The organism is Entomohabitans teleogrylli (assembly GCF_001484765.1).
GTDB lineage: Bacteria > Pseudomonadota > Gammaproteobacteria > Enterobacterales > Enterobacteriaceae > Entomohabitans > Entomohabitans teleogrylli.
Map to the genome: position 1 here is coordinate 126,873 of NZ_KQ947379.1, position 15,495 is coordinate 142,367.

A 15,495-nucleotide genomic window follows, 5' to 3' on the forward strand; every position below is an offset into this window, starting at 1 on the left:
CAAAAAACAGCGTTATCCGACGCATCGAATTTGCGCGCTGCGAAAATAATGTCACGGTCAGTATGACGAAAGCGGCCGTTCTTTCAGGGGGCATTTTGTTGAGTTTTTCTTTTTCCGCGCGCCATGCGCTGAGCCGCGAGGCCATCCATGAGTGAGACCGTCTCCGGCGCAACGCTACAAACCCGGGCGCAAGCGTGGCTTGGCCGGCTGCGCGCCGCACCGGGCCTGGCGCTGATCGTCAGCGCGGCGGCGGCTATCGCGATAGTTTTCGTGATGGTGATGTGGGCCAGATCGCCGGATTACCGGGTCCTGTTCAGCAATCTGTCCGATCGCGACGGTGGCGAAATCATCGCCATGCTTAATCAGATGAATGTCACCTATCAGTTTTCCCCTGACGGCGGCGCGCTCCTGGTGCCCTCCGACAAGGTTCACGAACTGCGGCTGCGGCTGGCGCAGGCCGGGTTACCGAAAGGCGGCGCCGTCGGTTTTGAACTTCTCGATCAGGAAAAATTCGGCATCAGCCAGTTCAGCGAACAGGTCAACTACCAGCGGGCGCTGGAAGGCGAGCTGGCGCGCACCATTGAAACCCTGGGGCCGGTAAGCAACGCGCGGGTGCACCTCGCCATTCCGCGCCCCACCCTGTTTGTCCGCGAACAAAAAGCGCCGTCCGCTTCGGTCACCCTGACGCTACTCAGCGGACGGGCGCTGGATGAAGGGCAGATCAACGCCATTGTCCATCTGGTCTCCAGCGCCGTATCCGGCCTGCCGCCGGGCGGCGTAACGCTGGTGGATCAAACCGGTCGGCTGCTGACTCACGGCGCTGGCGGCGATCGGGACTTAAACAATAGCCAGTTGAAATATACCGGTGAAGTGGAAAACCGCATTCAGCAGCGTATTGAAGCCATCCTGCAACCGGTGGTCGGAAGCGGCAACGTTCACGCCCGGGTCAGCGCCCAGCTCGATTTCGCCGATAAAGAACAAACCGAGGAGCAATATCGACCAAATGGCGATCCGCAGCAGGCGGCGGTCCGTTCGCGCCAGCTCAATGAAAGCCAACAGACCGGCTCCCCGTATCCCGGCGGCATCCCCGGCGCCCTGTCGAATCAACCGGCGCCGGCCAACAGCGCCCCGATTACCGCCCCGGCGCGCAACGCCGCCAGTACCGGAACGGCAAACACCGCCAGCCAGGACAGCCAGAGCAAACAGCCGGGCAGCAATCAGCGGGATGAAACCACCAACTATGAACTGGATCGCACTCTGCGCCACACGAAGCTGAACATTGGCGATATCCAGCGCCTGTCGGTGGCGGTAGTGGTGAACTATCGCGCCACCGCGGACGGTAAACCGCTGCCCCTGAATGCCGATCAGTTAAAACAAATTGAAGCGCTGACCCGCGAAGCGATGGGCTTTTCCGCCGCCCGCGGCGACACCCTGAATGTCGTCAACTCTCCGTTTGTCGCCAGTGATGAAAACGCCAGCGCCCTGCCATTCTGGCAACAACAGTTGTTCATCGACCAGATGCTGGTGCTGGGCCGCTGGCTGGTGGTCCTACTGGTCGCCTGGCTGCTGTGGCGCAAAGCGGTACGCCCGCAACTACTGCGCCGCGAGGCGGTACTGAAAGCCGCCGCCCAGCCGCAGCAGATGCGCCAGACGGAAGAGCCGGCGGTGGAAGTCCGGCTCAGTAAAGATGAACAGCAACAGCAGCGCCGCAACAACCAGCGCCTGAGCGCCGAGGTAATGAGCCAGCGTATTCGCGACATGGCGGACAGCGATCCGCGGGTGGTGGCGCTGGTGATCCGCCAGTGGATGAGTAATGAACTATGAGTGATCTCAGCGGAACAGAAAAAAGCGCTATTTTATTGCTGACTATCGGCGAGGATCGGGCGGCGGAAGTGATGAAACACCTCTCCGCCCGCGAGGTACAGCACCTCAGCGCCGCCATGGCCAACGTGCGCCAGATATCCAATAAAACGCTTACCGATATCCTCCACGAGTTCGAACAGGAAGCCGAACAGTATACGGCGCTGAGCGTCAACGCCGGCGATTATCTGCGCAGCGTACTGGTAAAAGCGCTGGGCGAAGAGCGGGCCGCCAGCCTGCTGGAAGATATTCTTGAGACCCGCGACACCACCTCGGGAATCGAAACCCTGAACTTTATGGAGCCCCAGAGCGCCGCGGACCTGATTCGCGACGAACATCCGCAGATTATCGCCACTATTCTGGTCCACCTGAAACGCGCCCAGGCCGCCGACATTCTGGCGCTGTTCGATGAGCGCCTGCGCCACGACGTGATGCTGCGTATCGCCACCTTTGGCGGGGTTCAGCCGGCGGCGCTGGCGGAGCTGACCGAAGTACTCAACAACCTGCTCGACGGCCAGCACCTTAAACGCAGCAAAATGGGCGGCATCCGCACCGCAGCGGAAATTATCAATCTGATGAAGACCCAGCAGGAAGAGGCGGTGATCGGCGCGGTACGCGAGTTCGACGGCGAGCTGGCGCAAAAAATCATTGATGAAATGTTCCTGTTCGAAAACCTCGCCGACGTCGACGACCGCAGTATTCAACGGCTGCTTCAGGAAGTGGAAAACGAATCGCTGCTGATTGCGCTCAAAGGGGCGCAACAGCCGCTGCGCGAGAAATTCCTGCGCAATATGTCGCAGCGGGCGGCGGATATCCTGCGCGAAGATCTCGCCAATCGCGGCCCGGTGCGTCTTTCCCAGGTGGAGAACGAGCAGAAGGCGATTCTGCTGATTGTCCGCCGCCTGGCGGAAAGCGGCGAGATGGTGATTGGCAACGGCGAGGATACCTATGTCTGACCCTCTGGACTGGCAGCGCTGGCAGCCTGATGATCTGGCCCCCGCGCCATTCGCTCCCGTCATAGCGCAGACGCCTGCGCCGCAGACGCAGCCGGATATCCCGCGGGATGACGCGGCGCCATCGCTGGCGGAACGCCAGGCCCGGGCTGAAGAACAGGGCTTTAACGACGGCTTTGCCCGCGGCCAGCAACAGGGTCTGGAACAGGGGCGCCAGCAGGGTTTTCAGCAGGGTCTGGAACAGGGCCTCGCCCAGGCAAACCAACAGCAGGCGCCGCAGCAAGCGCGAATGCAGCAACTGGTCAACGAATTCCAGCATACCCTTGAAGCGCTGGACAGCGTTATCGTCTCACGCCTGACGCAGATGGCTCTCGAAGCGGCGCGTCAGGTTATTGGCGAGAGTAGCCATATCGATAACCGCGCGCTGGTCAAACATATTCAGCAACTGATGGCCCAGGAGCCGATGTTCAGCGGTAAACCGCTGTTGCTGGTGCATCCGGAAGATCTCAGCCATGTGGAAACCATGCTCGGCGCCACCCTGAGCCTGCACGGCTGGCGGCTGCGCGGAGACCCGACGCTGCATCCCGGCGGATGTAAGATCTCCGCCGATGAAGGCGATCTCGACGCCAGCGTCGCCACCCGCTGGCAGGAATTGTGCCGCCTGGCGGCGCCGGGGGTTCTGTAATGGCCGCCCGCCTCGCCCGCTGGCTGGGCCAGCTCGATCAGTTAGAAAATCGCATCACGCAGTTACCGCGGGTACGCCGCTACGGGCGCCTGACCCGGGCCGCCGGACTGGTGCTGGAAGCCAGCGGGCTGCAACTACCGCTGGGAGCCACCTGCGTGATTGAACGCCAGCAGGGTCGGGATGTGGAGAGCGAAGTGGTGGGCTTTAACGACCAGCGCCTGTTTCTGATGCCGCTGGAGGATGTGGAAGGTATTCTGCCCGGCGCCAGAGTCTACGCCCGTGGTAGTGCCGACAGCGGCCGAACCCTGCCGCTGGGCCCGTCGCTGCTGGGACGCGTGCTGGACGGCGCCGGTCGACCGCTGGACGGGCTGGCGCCGCCGGACAGCGCCGAGCGCGGCACCCTGAGCAGCACGCCGTTCAACCCCTTACAGCGCTCGCCGATTGAGCATATTCTTGATGTCGGTATTCGTCCGGTCAATGCGTTGTTAACGGTGGGCCGCGGCCAGCGTATGGGGCTGTTCGCCGGTTCCGGGGTCGGAAAAAGCGTTCTGCTCGGCATGATGGCGCGCTACACCCGGGCGGACGTCATTGTGGTCGGGCTGATTGGCGAACGTGGACGGGAAGTCAAAGACTTTATCGAAAATATCCTTGGCGCCGAAGGACGCAGCCGATCGGTGGTGATCGCCGCGCCGGCTGATGTCTCCCCGCTGCTGCGCATGCAGGGAGCGGCATATGCCACGCGCATTGCCGAAGACTTCCGCGATCGCGGGCAGCACGTCCTGTTGATCATGGACTCGCTGACCCGCTACGCCATGGCTCAGCGGGAAATCGCTCTTGCTATCGGCGAACCGCCGGCCACCAAAGGCTATCCGCCGTCAGTGTTCGCAAAACTGCCGGCGCTGGTGGAGCGCGCCGGTAATGGCGCCCACGGCGGCGGCTCCATTACCGCGTTCTATACCGTACTGACCGAAGGCGACGATCAGCAGGATCCCATCGCCGACGCGGCGCGGGCGATTCTTGACGGCCATATTGTCCTTTCCCGACGCCTGGCGGAAGCCGGACACTACCCGGCTATCGACATTGAAGCCTCAATAAGCCGGGCGATGACCGCGCTGATTGACGACAGCCACTCTGCCCGGGTCAGGCGCTTTAAACAGTTGTTGTCCAGCTACCAGCGCAACCGGGATCTGATCAGCGTAGGTGCCTGGAGCCGCGGCGCGGACCCGCAGCTCGACGCCGCCGTCGCGCTGTGGCCGCAAATGGAAGCCTTTCTACAGCAGGATATTCACCAACAAGCGGACCAGGAAACAGCGCTGCATCAGCTTGCGCAGCTGTTTCCTGACCCCTGAAATGCGCGGAGAGAATCATGAAACCCTCCAGTCCTCTGGTCATTCTGCGGGAGCGGGCGGAAGCAGCGCTGGAAAACGCCACCCGAAAACTGGGTGAAGTACAGCGCCAGCATCAGCACGCCGGGGAACAACTGGAGGCGCTACTGACCTGGCAGCAGGAGTACCGCCATAGCCTGAATAACAGTATGCAAAGCGGTATTACCGGCCAGCGCCGGGAGAACTACATCCAGTTTATTCAGTCGCTGGAGCTGGCGATTGAGCAACAGCGCCAGCAACTGATGCGCTGGAGCGAAAAAGTCGCCCAGGCTCTGAACGACTGGCGCGATCACCAACAGCGTCTGTTGACCTGGCAGACCCTGGAAAGCCGTAAGGCCAGCGAAGCGCAGTACCAGGCACAGCGCCAGGAACAGAAACAGATGGATGAATATGCCCGCCGGGCCAGCAGGGGAAAAACATCATGATCGCTTTACCCGCGCTGACCAGCGGCAGCGAATCGCCGGCTCCGACCCCGGCATCCGCCGCCCCCTCTGACGACGGCGCTTTCCCGGCGCTGCTCAGCGCGCTGCAACAAACGCTCGCGGCCTCCCCTTGCAGCGCGACGACCTCCCGGCACACGGTGACTGCCGTGCTTGCGGGAGAGAAGCGGACAGTCGTCGCGACCAGTAAAATCCCTGCGCCGCTGGCTATCGCTGGCGCGGCTCCAGAGCGCGGAAATCCGCGGCGTCCGGGTCCATCGGCAGGGAGCGCCAACGCGGACGCCGCGGATGACAGCGCCGCGTCGCTTCCGGCGCTGCTTATCGCTATGCTTCCCGGGGCGCCGCCGCAGGATTTACCACCCCTGACGGCCGTCGCTGACGCCGATCGCCCGGCAAACGCTCCGCTGGCGCCTGCGACGACTGGCGCTGCGCCGCGTCAGTCTGGTTATGACGCCGCGCTGCCCGGGCACATCACCGCTAACCCGACATCAGCAGTTAGCGCCGCCCCGGAGACGATCGCAACACCAGCGCCAGCCGCAGACGGTTTCAGCGCGCCTGCGCCACGGCATACCGACGCAACGCCGCTGCTTCAGGCGTCGCCGACGCCACCGGCGCTGCCTCATGTCGCCGTCCCCGTGACGCTCCCTGCCGCCGCGCCACCATCGCCATCACCCGCCCTGCCGACACTGTCTCTGGCGGAACCGCCCGGTCAACAGCCCTGGCAGCAGACCCTGGGCCAGCACATCACACTACTGACGCGCAGTGGAAAACAGAGTGCCGAACTCAAACTGCATCCCGATAACCTGGGCCAAATCCAGATCACCCTGAAGCTGGAAGACAATCAGTTGCAGTTACAGATGACCGCCGCCCACGGCGCGGTACGTTCAGCGCTGGAAGCGGCCCTGCCGGTGTTGCGCGCCCAACTGGCGGAGAACGGCATCGACCTCGGGCAAAGCTCCATCGGCCAGCAGGGAGAACAGACCTCGTCACAGCACCATCACGGGCGGGAATCCCCCGCCCATCAACCGCGCATTGCGCACGATGATGACACTCTGGCGATTCACAGCGCCATAACTGACCCACCGCAGGGCATATTGAGCGTTTTTGCCTGACGGCGTACCAGCTAAACGCCCGAGCTAACGCTGTTATTGGCGTCTGTTTCGGGCTTTGGCCTGGCGGAGTGGCGGGATAATCCCGGGTAGCTGTATTGATACAGGACCTGCGTTCCATGACTGATTCCGCATTAACCCGGCGCCGTAAACGGACGCTGTTATTGCCATTACTGATTGTCATTACCCTTATCGCCTGTGCCGGCGCCGGTTACGCCTGGTGGCGGCTACAACACCAGGACACGTCGCAGTCCCTGAAAAATCCGCCGCCGGCGGCGCCGGTGTTCTATGCCCTGGAGACCTTTACGGTAAATCTCGGCGACGCCGACCGGGTGCTGTATATCGGTATCACACTGCGCCTGAAGGACGAAGAAACCCGGCGACGGATGAATGATTTTCTGCCGGAAGTGCGCAGCCGCCTGATTCTGCTGTTTTCCCGCCAGGATGGCGCTACGCTGGCCACCGACAAGGGCAAACAGGCGCTGATCCAGGACATCAAAGATACCCTGAAAAAGCCGCTCGTCCGCGAACAGCCGGACCAGATCGTCACCGACGTTCTGTATACCGCGTTTATTCTGCGCTGACGCTATGGGCGACAATATCCTTTCCCAGGCCGAAATTGACGCGCTGCTCAATGGCGAGAGCGACGATCGGGCCGAGCCGCGCAGCAGCATACCCGCCGACGACGTGCGCCCCTACGATCCCACCACGCAGCGCCGGGCGGTGCGCGAACGGTTGCAGGCGCTGGAAATCATTAACGAACGCTTTGCCCGCCAGTTCCGGATGGGACTCTTTAATTTGCTGCGCCGCAGTCCGGACATCACTGTCGGCGCGATCGGCATTCAGCCGTACCATGAGTTTGCCCGCAATCTGCCGGTGCCCACCAACCTGAATCTGGTGCATCTTAAGCCGCTGCGCGGCACCGGACTGTTCGTGTTCTCCCCCGGTCTGGTATTTATCGCCGTCGATAACCTGTTCGGCGGCGACGGGCGCTTCCCTACCCGGGTTGAGGGGCGCGAATTCACCCATACTGAACAGCGGGTGATTAACCGCATGCTGAAGCTGGCGCTCGACGCCTACAGCGATGCCTGGAAGGCAATTCACCCGCTCGAGGTGGAATACGTCCGCTCAGAGATGCAGGTGAAATTCACCAATATCACCACCTCGCCCAACGACATTGTCGTTAATACCACCTTTCACATCGAGATCGGTAATCTGGCCGGGGAATTCAATATCTGCCTGCCGTTCAGCATGATTGAGCCGCTGCGCGAGGTGCTGGTCAATCCGCCGCTGGAGAACTCACGCCACGAAGACCAGCACTGGCGCGACACGCTGGTGCGCCAGGTGCAGCAATCCGAACTGGAGCTGATCGCCACCTTTGTCGATATCCCGCTGCGGCTGTCGCAGATCCTGAAGCTGAAGCCCGGCGACATCCTGCCGGTCGACAAACCCGAGCGCATTATCGCCCACGTGGATGGCGTACCGGTGCTAACCAGCCAGTACGGTACGCTCAATGGCCAGTACGCGCTGCGCGTTGAGCATCTGATTAACCCAATACTGAACGCCCTGAATGAGGAACAGCCCAAATGAGCGATATCAACCAACCGTCTGACGATCGCAGCGATGCAGCGGACGATCTGTGGGCTGAAGCGCTGAACGAGCAGAAGAACGCCACCAGCGGCGCGGAGACGGTTTTTCGCCAGCTCGATGCCGGCGAAGCCGCCGCGTCGCTGCAGGATATCAATGTGATCATGGATATCCCGGTCAAATTGACCGTGGAGCTGGGACGCACGCGCATGACGATTAAAGAGCTGCTGCGTTTGACCCAGGGAACCGTCGTGGCGCTGGACGGTCTGGCGGGAGAACCGCTCGATATCCTGATTAACGGTTACCTGATAGCCCAGGGGGAAGTGGTGGTGGTGGCGGATAAATATGGGGTACGCATTACCGACATTATTACCCCTTCCGAACGTATGCGTCGCCTGAGCCGTTAACCGATGACCAGTAGCGCCACGATTAGCGCCGCCGCGCCAACCCTTTCCGCCACCCTGATTCAGGTCAGCGGCGCCCTGTGCCTGATTGTACTGGTGATCCTCGGCGCCGCCTGGCTGGCGCGGCGCTACGGACTGGCGCAGCCGCGCTCGCGGCACGGCGAACTGAATATCTGCGCCAGCGTCAGCGTCGGCCAGCGCGAAAAGGTGGTGATCGTCGCGGTGGAAAACGCCCGCCTGGTACTGGGGGTCACCGCCAGTCAGATCACCCATCTGCATACTCTCCCGGCGGCGGAACAGACGGTGCCGGCGGATAACCAAACGCCCGGAAATTTCCGCCAGATGATGCGCGCCCTGCGGCAGCGCGACGGGGGAAGCGCATGATGCGCTACTACCGGATATTCGCCGCCCTGCTGCTGCTCGGCATCGCCCCGCCGCTACAGGCGCAGTTGCCGGGAATTATCAGCCAGCCGCTGGCCAATGGCGGCCAGAGCTGGTCGCTGCCGGTCCAGACGCTGGTATTTATCACCTCGCTGACCTTCCTGCCGGCGCTACTGTTAATGATGACCAGCTTCACGCGCATCATTATTGTCTTTGGCCTGCTGCGCAACGCGCTGGGTACGCCTTCCGCGCCACCCAATCAGGTGCTGGTGGGACTGGCGCTGTTTCTGACATTTTTCATTATGTCGCCAGTGGTGGATAAGATTCACAGTAGCGCCTGGCGCCCGTTCACCGAAGATAAAATCGCGCTGCAGGAGGCCCTGCAACGCGGCGCCCAACCGCTGCGCGAATTTATGCTCGGCCAGACCCGGGAGACCGATCTGGCGCTGTTCGCCAGACTCGCCAGAACGCCGCCCATCGCCGGCCCCGAAGCGGTGCCAATGCGCATTTTGCTGCCGGCCTACGTGACCAGTGAATTAAAAACCGCTTTTCAGATCGGCTTTACCATTTTTATCCCTTTTTTAATTATCGATCTGGTGGTCGCCAGCGTACTGATGGCGCTGGGGATGATGATGGTACCGCCGGCCACCATTGCGCTGCCGTTCAAACTGATGCTGTTTGTGCTGGTGGATGGCTGGCAGTTGCTGATCGGTTCGCTGGCCCAGAGTTTCTATAGCTGACGGAGGTAAGTGATGACGCCGGAATCGGTCATGATGCTCGGCACCGAAGCGATGAAAGTAGCGCTGGCGCTGGCCGCCCCTCTGCTGCTGGTGGCGCTCGTGACAGGGCTTATCATCAGTATGTTACAGGCGGCGACCCAGATAAATGAAATGACCCTGTCATTTATCCCGAAAATTGTCGCGGTTTTCGCTGCTCTGGTGGTGGCTGGCCCGTGGATGCTCAACCTGTTGCTGGACTATGTGCGCACCCTGTTCAGCACTATACCGGCAATGATCGGTTAGGCTGGCGGATGCTGCAGTTTACCAGTCAGCAATGGATGTACTGGCTCAATCTCGGCTTCTGGCCTTTCTTACGTATTCTGGCGCTGATTGCCACAGCGCCGCTGCTCAGCGAAAGGCAGGTTCCAAAGCGGGTAAAGCTGGGGCTGGCGCTGGTGATTACCGTCGCCATCGCCCCGGTACTGCCGCCCGCGCCGCAGGTTCCTCTGTTCTCCATCGGCGCCGCCGGGCTGATTGTGCAGCAACTGCTGATTGGCACCCTGCTGGGATTTACCCTGCAACTGGCGTTCGCCGCGGCGCGCCTGGCGGGGGAAACCATCGGGCTGCAGATGGGACTGTCTTTCGCCACCTTTTTTGACCCTGGTAGCCGGCTGAATATGCCAGTACTGGCGCGACTGCTGGATCTGCTGGTCATGTTACTTTTTCTGACCTTCAACGGCCACCTGTGGCTGTTGTCGCTGCTGGTGGACACCTTTCATACTCTGCCGGTAGGCCAGCTCGCCATAGACCGTAATATCTTCCGGGCGCTGGCTGACGCCGGCGGGCTGGTGTTCCTTAATGGGCTGATGCTGGCTCTGCCGCTGGTGACGCTGCTGCTGGCTCTGAATCTGGCGCTGGGACTACTTAACCGTATGGCGCCTCAGTTGTCGGTATTTGTTATTGGCTTTCCACTGACGCTGACCGTCGGGATTATGGTGATGGCCGCGCTAATGCCGCTGCTGGCCCCGTGGAGTGAACGGGTATTCAGCGAACTATTCGATCTTCTGGCAGAAATACTCCACCACATGCCGTCTCCATAGCGGCCGGAATACGTCTGGCTCCCCCATCACGCTATTTAACGGTTCTCCTGCACAATGGCGCGGCGTTATTTAAGCACTCTTTTCAGGGATTTTTATCGGGATATCTGACTAGCCCGGCTTCCATTGTTGGTTATTTTTGCGCCACTCGTGGAAGTGCTTTCACTATAAATGCCTTTTTGTTTAACAGTTATTAAACAACATTCCAACCGGATATTATAATATGACCAGTATCATTCAGAGAGCCGATAAAATATAACCGCTTCCCCGGAGACCCGCTTCTGTCGCGCCCGGAAGAGCGGAAATTCCGCGTCACCGCACAATCGGCAGGCTGTAACACGGATATATCGGCAGTTCACTATGGCCCGTAAAGACAATGGAGAAAAAAAGCTCATGGTTGCCGCCATTATCATCGCTACTTTTATTATCAGCGTTATTTACGCACATTCCCGGGGCGTGGAAAAACAGAAGTTTTCCCGCCAGCTATTTGACCATTCGACATTTATGGCGCCGGTTAATATGTTTATGACCGGGTTTTCGCGCCTGCCGACCAGACAACCCTTTTTTGATACTGATACCTTTCCGGAACTGCAAAAACTCAGCGACAGCTGGCCGGTGATCCGTGAAGAAGCATTGCGCCTCCAGGATCATATTAAAGCCGCGCAGGCGCACAATGACGCTGGCTTTAACACTTTTTTTAAACGCGGCTGGAAGCGCTTTTATCTGAAATGGTACGGCGACGCCCACCCTTCGGCGCAAGTCCTGTGCCCGGAAACCACCCGCCTGGTCAGCGAGATCCCCTCCATTAAGGCGGCGATGTTTGCTGAACTCCCGCCCGGCGCGCATCTGGGAAAACATCGCGATCCGTATGCCGGCTCGGTGCGCTATCATCTCGGGCTGGCGACCCCCAATGACGATCGCTGCTTTATTGAAGTCGACGGACAGCGCCACAGCTGGCGCGACGGGGAAGCAGTATTGTTTGATGAAACCTATGTACACTGGGCGCAGAATAAAACCGACCACACGCGGATTATCCTGTTTTGCGATATTGAACGGCCGATGAAATGGCGCTGGGCGCAGCGGGTTAATCAGTGGACTGGGGCAACGCTGATGGCAGCCGCCAGTTCACCTAATGACGACAACGACCGCACCGGGGCAATTAACCGGATTTTTAAATACGTCAATGCGCTGCGCGACGCCGGACAGCGCCTGAAAAAGCGCAACCGTCGGCTTTATTATGGACTGAAGTACCTGATCATTATCGCCATCTTCGCCGCCATCATTATTTCCGGCATCATGTAATATCGCGTCCCGCCGCGGCGGGGCGCTATTTACTCGACTTTTTCAACAAAAATCCCGTCCGGGTGGCCCGTCTCATTAAAAAACCAGATGCCCATCGGGTAGTCTTCAAGGGACACCAGATACATCGTCCCTTCGCTGAACTCCTCTTTTGCCAGAACCACTCCGGCCCGACGCGGCCCGCCATCGGTCTTGACTGTCACCCGATCGTTGATATTCATATAACCCCCTGTGTCTACTACTGAAAGTAGTGTAGCCCAAAACCACCTGCCGGGCAGCAGCCTCGCGGCTGGTCGCCGGTTTATTCACCGCCCGCCCGCTTTACCAGCCGCCCAGGCGGTCCCCGACCAACGTCCGGGACCGCGCCGCCGCTTGCGACATGACTTTGTGTATATACTTAAAGGTGGGGTAAACAACCAGAGGCAGAAATCATGAAGATGGCGAAAGTCTATAGCGAGACGGCGCACCGCGAGGTGGATGTCGACGTCGATGCGCTGCTGGCGGCAATCAACGAAATCTGCGAAGGCGATATTCGCCATGGGCAGACCCCGGACTATCCTCACCGGGTGAGTATTGATGGTCGGGAATTTCACACCTACAGCGAACTGGCGGAAGCGTTCGAACTGGATATTCATGACTTCAGCGTTGGCGAGATCAATCGCTGAATAAAAGCATCCCCGCCGAAGCGGGGATGGAATTTGCTATTGCAAAAAGCACTCAAAAAATTCGTTACATCAGGAAATCCGATGTAGCTAAGACCTTATCGTCAAACATTTTGCGGTACAAGAACATATTTCTCATATGAAAATTCTTAATCGTTCTTTTTTTAAACCCCGGTTTCTCTGATACCTTTCTCCACGCGGGTTATCCGGAATTTTTTTCATCTGGCGGACAAATATACTTTAAGAATAGTCCTGGACAACATTTAACTTAAATATCTGGTCAGATGAGCAGAAATATCCACTGTTCCATAGACCACATTCCTACGCAGACCATCAGGACGCCACGACCCGGTTACGGCCGCCGGTCTTGGCTTTATACAACCGCTCATCGGCCAGCGACTGTAAACGTTCGAAATCATAGTCCCCCTGCTCCTGAGCGCTACTGACGCCAAATGAAGCGCTCAGCCGCAGTGTGGTCCCCGGCTTCACCAGCAGCTCTTTATTGTGAATCCGCAGCCGAATACGTTCGGCAATACGCCGGGCATCCGCCAGCGTCGCCCCCGGCAGCAGCACTGCAAACTCTTCTCCGCCCACCCGGCCCGCGATATCCTGCCCCCGCAACGCCTGACTAATCAGCGCGGCGGCATGGGCCAGCACTTTGTCGCCGGCGTCATGGCCATAGTTGTCATTCACGTTTTTGAAGTGATCGAGATCGAGCTGGATCACCGAAAACGCTTCGCCGCGCGCCGCACAATCGCGGGAGATCCGGTGGGCGCGGTCAAAAAACGCCCCGCGATTCAATAAACGGGTCAGCGCGTCATAGTTCGCACGCCAGCTAAGGGCGCTTTGCAGATTCATCATGCCGGCGACCAGCCTTCTGACCACCAGCCAGCAGGCGATGAGCATTCCGGTGGATAACAGCCAGAGCATCGCCAGCACAATACTGATTCGGCCAAATTCGCCATGTACCCCTTCCTGCAGGGTATGAATTTTGATTAACACGCCGCTGAAGTTATGCAGCCTTGCCCAGGTGACAAAGCGACTGTCAAACCGCAACTCTCCCTGATTAGCCTGTTCCATGGAAGACGCAATCTCCGCGCGCTGAGCGGCGCTAAACAGCGATGAGACCGGCAGCGCGTCGTCACTGGAGGCAATAATGTTAAAGCGGTTGTCGTACAGCAATACCGTCCCTTCGCGATCCTCATGCATGGCTTCCACCAGGAAACGGCGCATAGAGCGCATGGTGAAATCCATCCCCAGTACACCGTACCAGCGCTGCTGGTAATCCAGCGGCACACTGGCAGTGATCACCTGATCGTCCGAACTGCGCGGATCCCAGCTATGATTCCATAAAATCCCCCTGGCGCGGTTATTCTGCCAGGCGTGTTCGGCAAAATAGGGCCGCTTCACCAGCCGCTCATAGCGGGAAATGATCTGCGGATCGTCGGCAGTGGGCGTGCTGGTCAGGTAGAAACCGGCCCGAGAGGTATAGAACGTCCGGCGCTGCAGGTCCATCGTGTAGTCGGACAGTTGCATGATGTAGCTAAATTCCAGCGCCGCGCTGATTTCGTTATGCAGATAGTCGGGATCGCGCGCCAGTAGCGGGTAGTGGGAGACCAGCGCATCGGAGACGCCGTTAATCGGGATACTGCGGTTAAAATCCAGCAGCAGTTGCCAGGAGGGCAGTACCCGGCGTTCGTCAAATTGCGCCAGAGCACGGCGCGATTTATCTGTTGAAATGGGCGTCTGGAGAGCATAATGCATGACGTTGCGGTAAAACAGCAGATTGTCGATGCTGTGCTGCAACTGGCGATCGAGAGCAGTGGCGATATTTTCCAGGCTATTGCGCTGGCTGGCGGCATAGGCCTCTTCCAGCACCGCCACTTCACGCCAGGTCAGCAACGTTGAAAACGCCAGCACCATCATAAAACAGACGTTTACTACTCGCTGCGGATTTTTAACACGGCGGAATTTAAACTGGAAAAGTTGTTCAGGCACTACCACACTCCCGGGTTGCTGGTTAACGACAGCGCTTTGCTGCCACGCTAAGGAGCAATCTGATTACCCATGACATATAAATGATAATTATGCATAAAATAAACAAATAACCCAGAATGCCATTTATTACCAGGAATCCGCTGTGACCGATCAGACCCCGCACGAACATCTGGTTATCGCCCTTGCTGAATGGATCGAAGATCACCTCGACAGCGGCATTGCACTCCCGGAACTGGCCGCCGTTTCCGGGTTTTCGGTGTGGTATATGCAAACCATTTTTCGTACCACGACGGGTATCGCCATCGGACGCTATATCCGCGAACGAAAACTCACCGAGGCGGTGAAACGCCTGCGCACCACCGACCAGCGGATCCTCGATATCGCGGTGGATTATGGTTTTAACTCCCAGTCGCAGTTCGCCACGCTTTTTCGCAAATACTTCGGCATTACCCCGCAGGCCTGCCGCCAGAATCCGCATCTCGCGCTACCGCTAACTCCCCCGCTGACGCCCGAATTACTGCGCGTTGCATAGATAAAGCCCGGCCAAATGACCGGGCTTCAACTGCCGGGATGGCAGCACAGCAGAGAGAGATTGGATGTTGCCCACGCAGATTTTTCTGCCGCCGGCTTACGCCTGCGGGGCCGGGATTACTGAACCCCGCGACTCACATCTTTGGGCTGGCAGGAGTATGGCGCTCAGGCCACCGCGGCCACCTGTTTTTCCCCGGGGAGCAGTTCCTCTTCATGAAACGCTTCACGCCGCACGCTAAACCCGTCATACCAGCGGCATTCCACCATTCCGCCGGAATATCCGGTGACAATCATGCGTTCCCCGCCATTTTTGTGCCTGACTTCATCGCTGACGACATAGACCATAACTGACTCCTGTATCAGAGGTGAAAACCTCTACAGTTAT

The 15,495-nt window shown here is 59.2% G+C and carries 19 protein-coding genes; 16 read left to right on the plus strand and 3 right to left on the minus strand.

Features of this window, described 5'->3' with window-relative positions; genetic code table 11:
* The first annotated feature begins 147 nt into the window (after positions 1-147).
* The 14 genes from fliF (at position 148) to lpxO (ending at position 11,922) form a co-directional block, all read left to right on the plus strand.
* On the plus strand, positions 148-1,824 hold the full coding sequence (gene fliF, locus AQ981_RS07825) for a flagellar basal-body MS-ring/collar protein FliF (RefSeq protein ID WP_058911196.1): 1,677 nt from the start codon (positions 148-150) through the stop codon (positions 1,822-1,824).
* On the plus strand, positions 1,821-2,816 hold the full coding sequence (gene fliG / locus AQ981_RS07830) for a flagellar motor switch protein FliG (RefSeq protein ID WP_058911197.1): 996 nt from the start codon (positions 1,821-1,823) through the stop codon (positions 2,814-2,816). The genes fliF and fliG overlap by 4 nt, the downstream gene beginning before the upstream one ends.
* Positions 2,809-3,498, plus strand: coding sequence for a flagellar assembly protein FliH (gene fliH, locus AQ981_RS07835; protein ID WP_058911198.1), 690 nt, complete (start codon positions 2,809-2,811; stop codon positions 3,496-3,498). The genes fliG and fliH overlap by 8 nt, the downstream gene beginning before the upstream one ends.
* Positions 3,498-4,847 carry a flagellar protein export ATPase FliI gene (gene fliI, locus AQ981_RS07840; protein ID WP_058911199.1) on the plus strand — a complete coding sequence of 450 codons (1,350 nt, stop codon included), beginning with the start codon at positions 3,498-3,500 and terminating at the stop codon, positions 4,845-4,847. The genes fliH and fliI overlap by 1 nt, the downstream gene beginning before the upstream one ends.
* A 17-nt stretch (positions 4,848-4,864) precedes the next feature.
* On the plus strand, positions 4,865-5,308 hold the full coding sequence (gene fliJ, locus AQ981_RS07845; RefSeq protein WP_058911200.1) for a flagellar export protein FliJ: 444 nt from the start codon (positions 4,865-4,867) through the stop codon (positions 5,306-5,308).
* Positions 5,305-6,435 carry a flagellar hook-length control protein FliK gene (locus tag AQ981_RS07850; protein WP_058911201.1) on the plus strand — a complete coding sequence of 377 codons (1,131 nt, stop codon included), beginning with the start codon at positions 5,305-5,307 and terminating at the stop codon, positions 6,433-6,435. Before fliJ ends, AQ981_RS07850 begins: the two co-directional genes overlap by 4 nt.
* A 116-nt stretch (positions 6,436-6,551) precedes the next feature.
* Positions 6,552-7,016 carry a flagellar basal body-associated protein FliL gene (gene fliL, locus AQ981_RS07855; protein ID WP_058911202.1) on the plus strand — a complete coding sequence of 155 codons (465 nt, stop codon included), beginning with the start codon at positions 6,552-6,554 and terminating at the stop codon, positions 7,014-7,016.
* 4 nt (positions 7,017-7,020) lie between these two features.
* Complete coding sequence (fliM, locus tag AQ981_RS07860) at positions 7,021-8,022, plus strand: flagellar motor switch protein FliM (RefSeq protein ID WP_058911203.1); 1,002 nt, start codon at positions 7,021-7,023, stop codon at positions 8,020-8,022.
* Positions 8,019-8,426, plus strand: coding sequence for a flagellar motor switch protein FliN (gene fliN, locus AQ981_RS07865; RefSeq protein ID WP_058911204.1), 408 nt, complete (start codon positions 8,019-8,021; stop codon positions 8,424-8,426). Before fliM ends, fliN begins: the two co-directional genes overlap by 4 nt.
* A 3-nt stretch (positions 8,427-8,429) precedes the next feature.
* On the plus strand, positions 8,430-8,807 hold the full coding sequence (gene fliO / locus AQ981_RS07870; protein ID WP_058911205.1) for a flagellar biosynthetic protein FliO: 378 nt from the start codon (positions 8,430-8,432) through the stop codon (positions 8,805-8,807).
* Complete coding sequence (fliP, locus tag AQ981_RS07875) at positions 8,807-9,544, plus strand: flagellar type III secretion system pore protein FliP (protein WP_121500631.1); 738 nt, start codon at positions 8,807-8,809, stop codon at positions 9,542-9,544. The genes fliO and fliP overlap by 1 nt, the downstream gene beginning before the upstream one ends.
* 12 nt (positions 9,545-9,556) lie before the next feature.
* Positions 9,557-9,826, plus strand: coding sequence for a flagellar biosynthesis protein FliQ (fliQ, locus tag AQ981_RS07880; RefSeq protein WP_058911207.1), 270 nt, complete (start codon positions 9,557-9,559; stop codon positions 9,824-9,826).
* Positions 9,827-9,834: 8 nt separating this feature from the next.
* Complete coding sequence (fliR, locus tag AQ981_RS07885) at positions 9,835-10,623, plus strand: flagellar biosynthetic protein FliR (RefSeq protein ID WP_058911208.1); 789 nt, start codon at positions 9,835-9,837, stop codon at positions 10,621-10,623.
* Positions 10,624-11,013: 390 nt separating this feature from the next.
* Positions 11,014-11,922 (plus strand): lipid A hydroxylase LpxO, encoded by a 909-nt coding sequence (gene lpxO, locus AQ981_RS07890; RefSeq protein ID WP_058911370.1) that lies wholly within the window; start codon positions 11,014-11,016, stop codon positions 11,920-11,922.
* Positions 11,923-11,951: 29 nt separating this feature from the next.
* Here lpxO and dsrB read toward each other — a convergent pair whose 3' ends face one another.
* A complete protein-coding gene (gene dsrB, locus AQ981_RS07895; protein WP_058911209.1) occupies positions 11,952-12,140 on the minus strand; it encodes a protein DsrB in 189 nt (62 codons plus the stop codon).
* A gap of 210 nt (positions 12,141-12,350) precedes the next feature.
* Here dsrB and yodD point away from each other — a divergent pair, with 210 nt between their 5' ends.
* Positions 12,351-12,584: a YodD family peroxide/acid resistance protein gene (yodD, locus tag AQ981_RS07900; protein WP_058911210.1), complete on the plus strand. Its 234-nt coding sequence runs from the start codon at positions 12,351-12,353 to the stop codon at positions 12,582-12,584.
* 330 nt (positions 12,585-12,914) lie between these two features.
* On the opposite strand, the gene dgcQ is transcribed toward yodD, so the two are convergent.
* On the minus strand, positions 12,915-14,579 hold the full coding sequence (gene dgcQ, locus AQ981_RS07905) for a cellulose biosynthesis regulator diguanylate cyclase DgcQ (protein WP_058911211.1): 1,665 nt from the start codon (positions 14,577-14,579) through the stop codon (positions 12,915-12,917).
* A gap of 142 nt (positions 14,580-14,721) precedes the next feature.
* Between dgcQ and AQ981_RS07910 the strand changes: the two genes are divergently transcribed.
* Positions 14,722-15,111 (plus strand): helix-turn-helix domain-containing protein, encoded by a 390-nt coding sequence (locus tag AQ981_RS07910; protein WP_058911212.1) that lies wholly within the window; start codon positions 14,722-14,724, stop codon positions 15,109-15,111.
* Between the two features lie 164 nt (positions 15,112-15,275).
* Here AQ981_RS07910 and AQ981_RS07915 read toward each other — a convergent pair whose 3' ends face one another.
* On the minus strand, positions 15,276-15,455 hold the full coding sequence (locus tag AQ981_RS07915) for a YodC family protein (protein WP_058911213.1): 180 nt from the start codon (positions 15,453-15,455) through the stop codon (positions 15,276-15,278).
* Between the last annotated feature and the right edge of the window lie 40 nt (positions 15,456-15,495).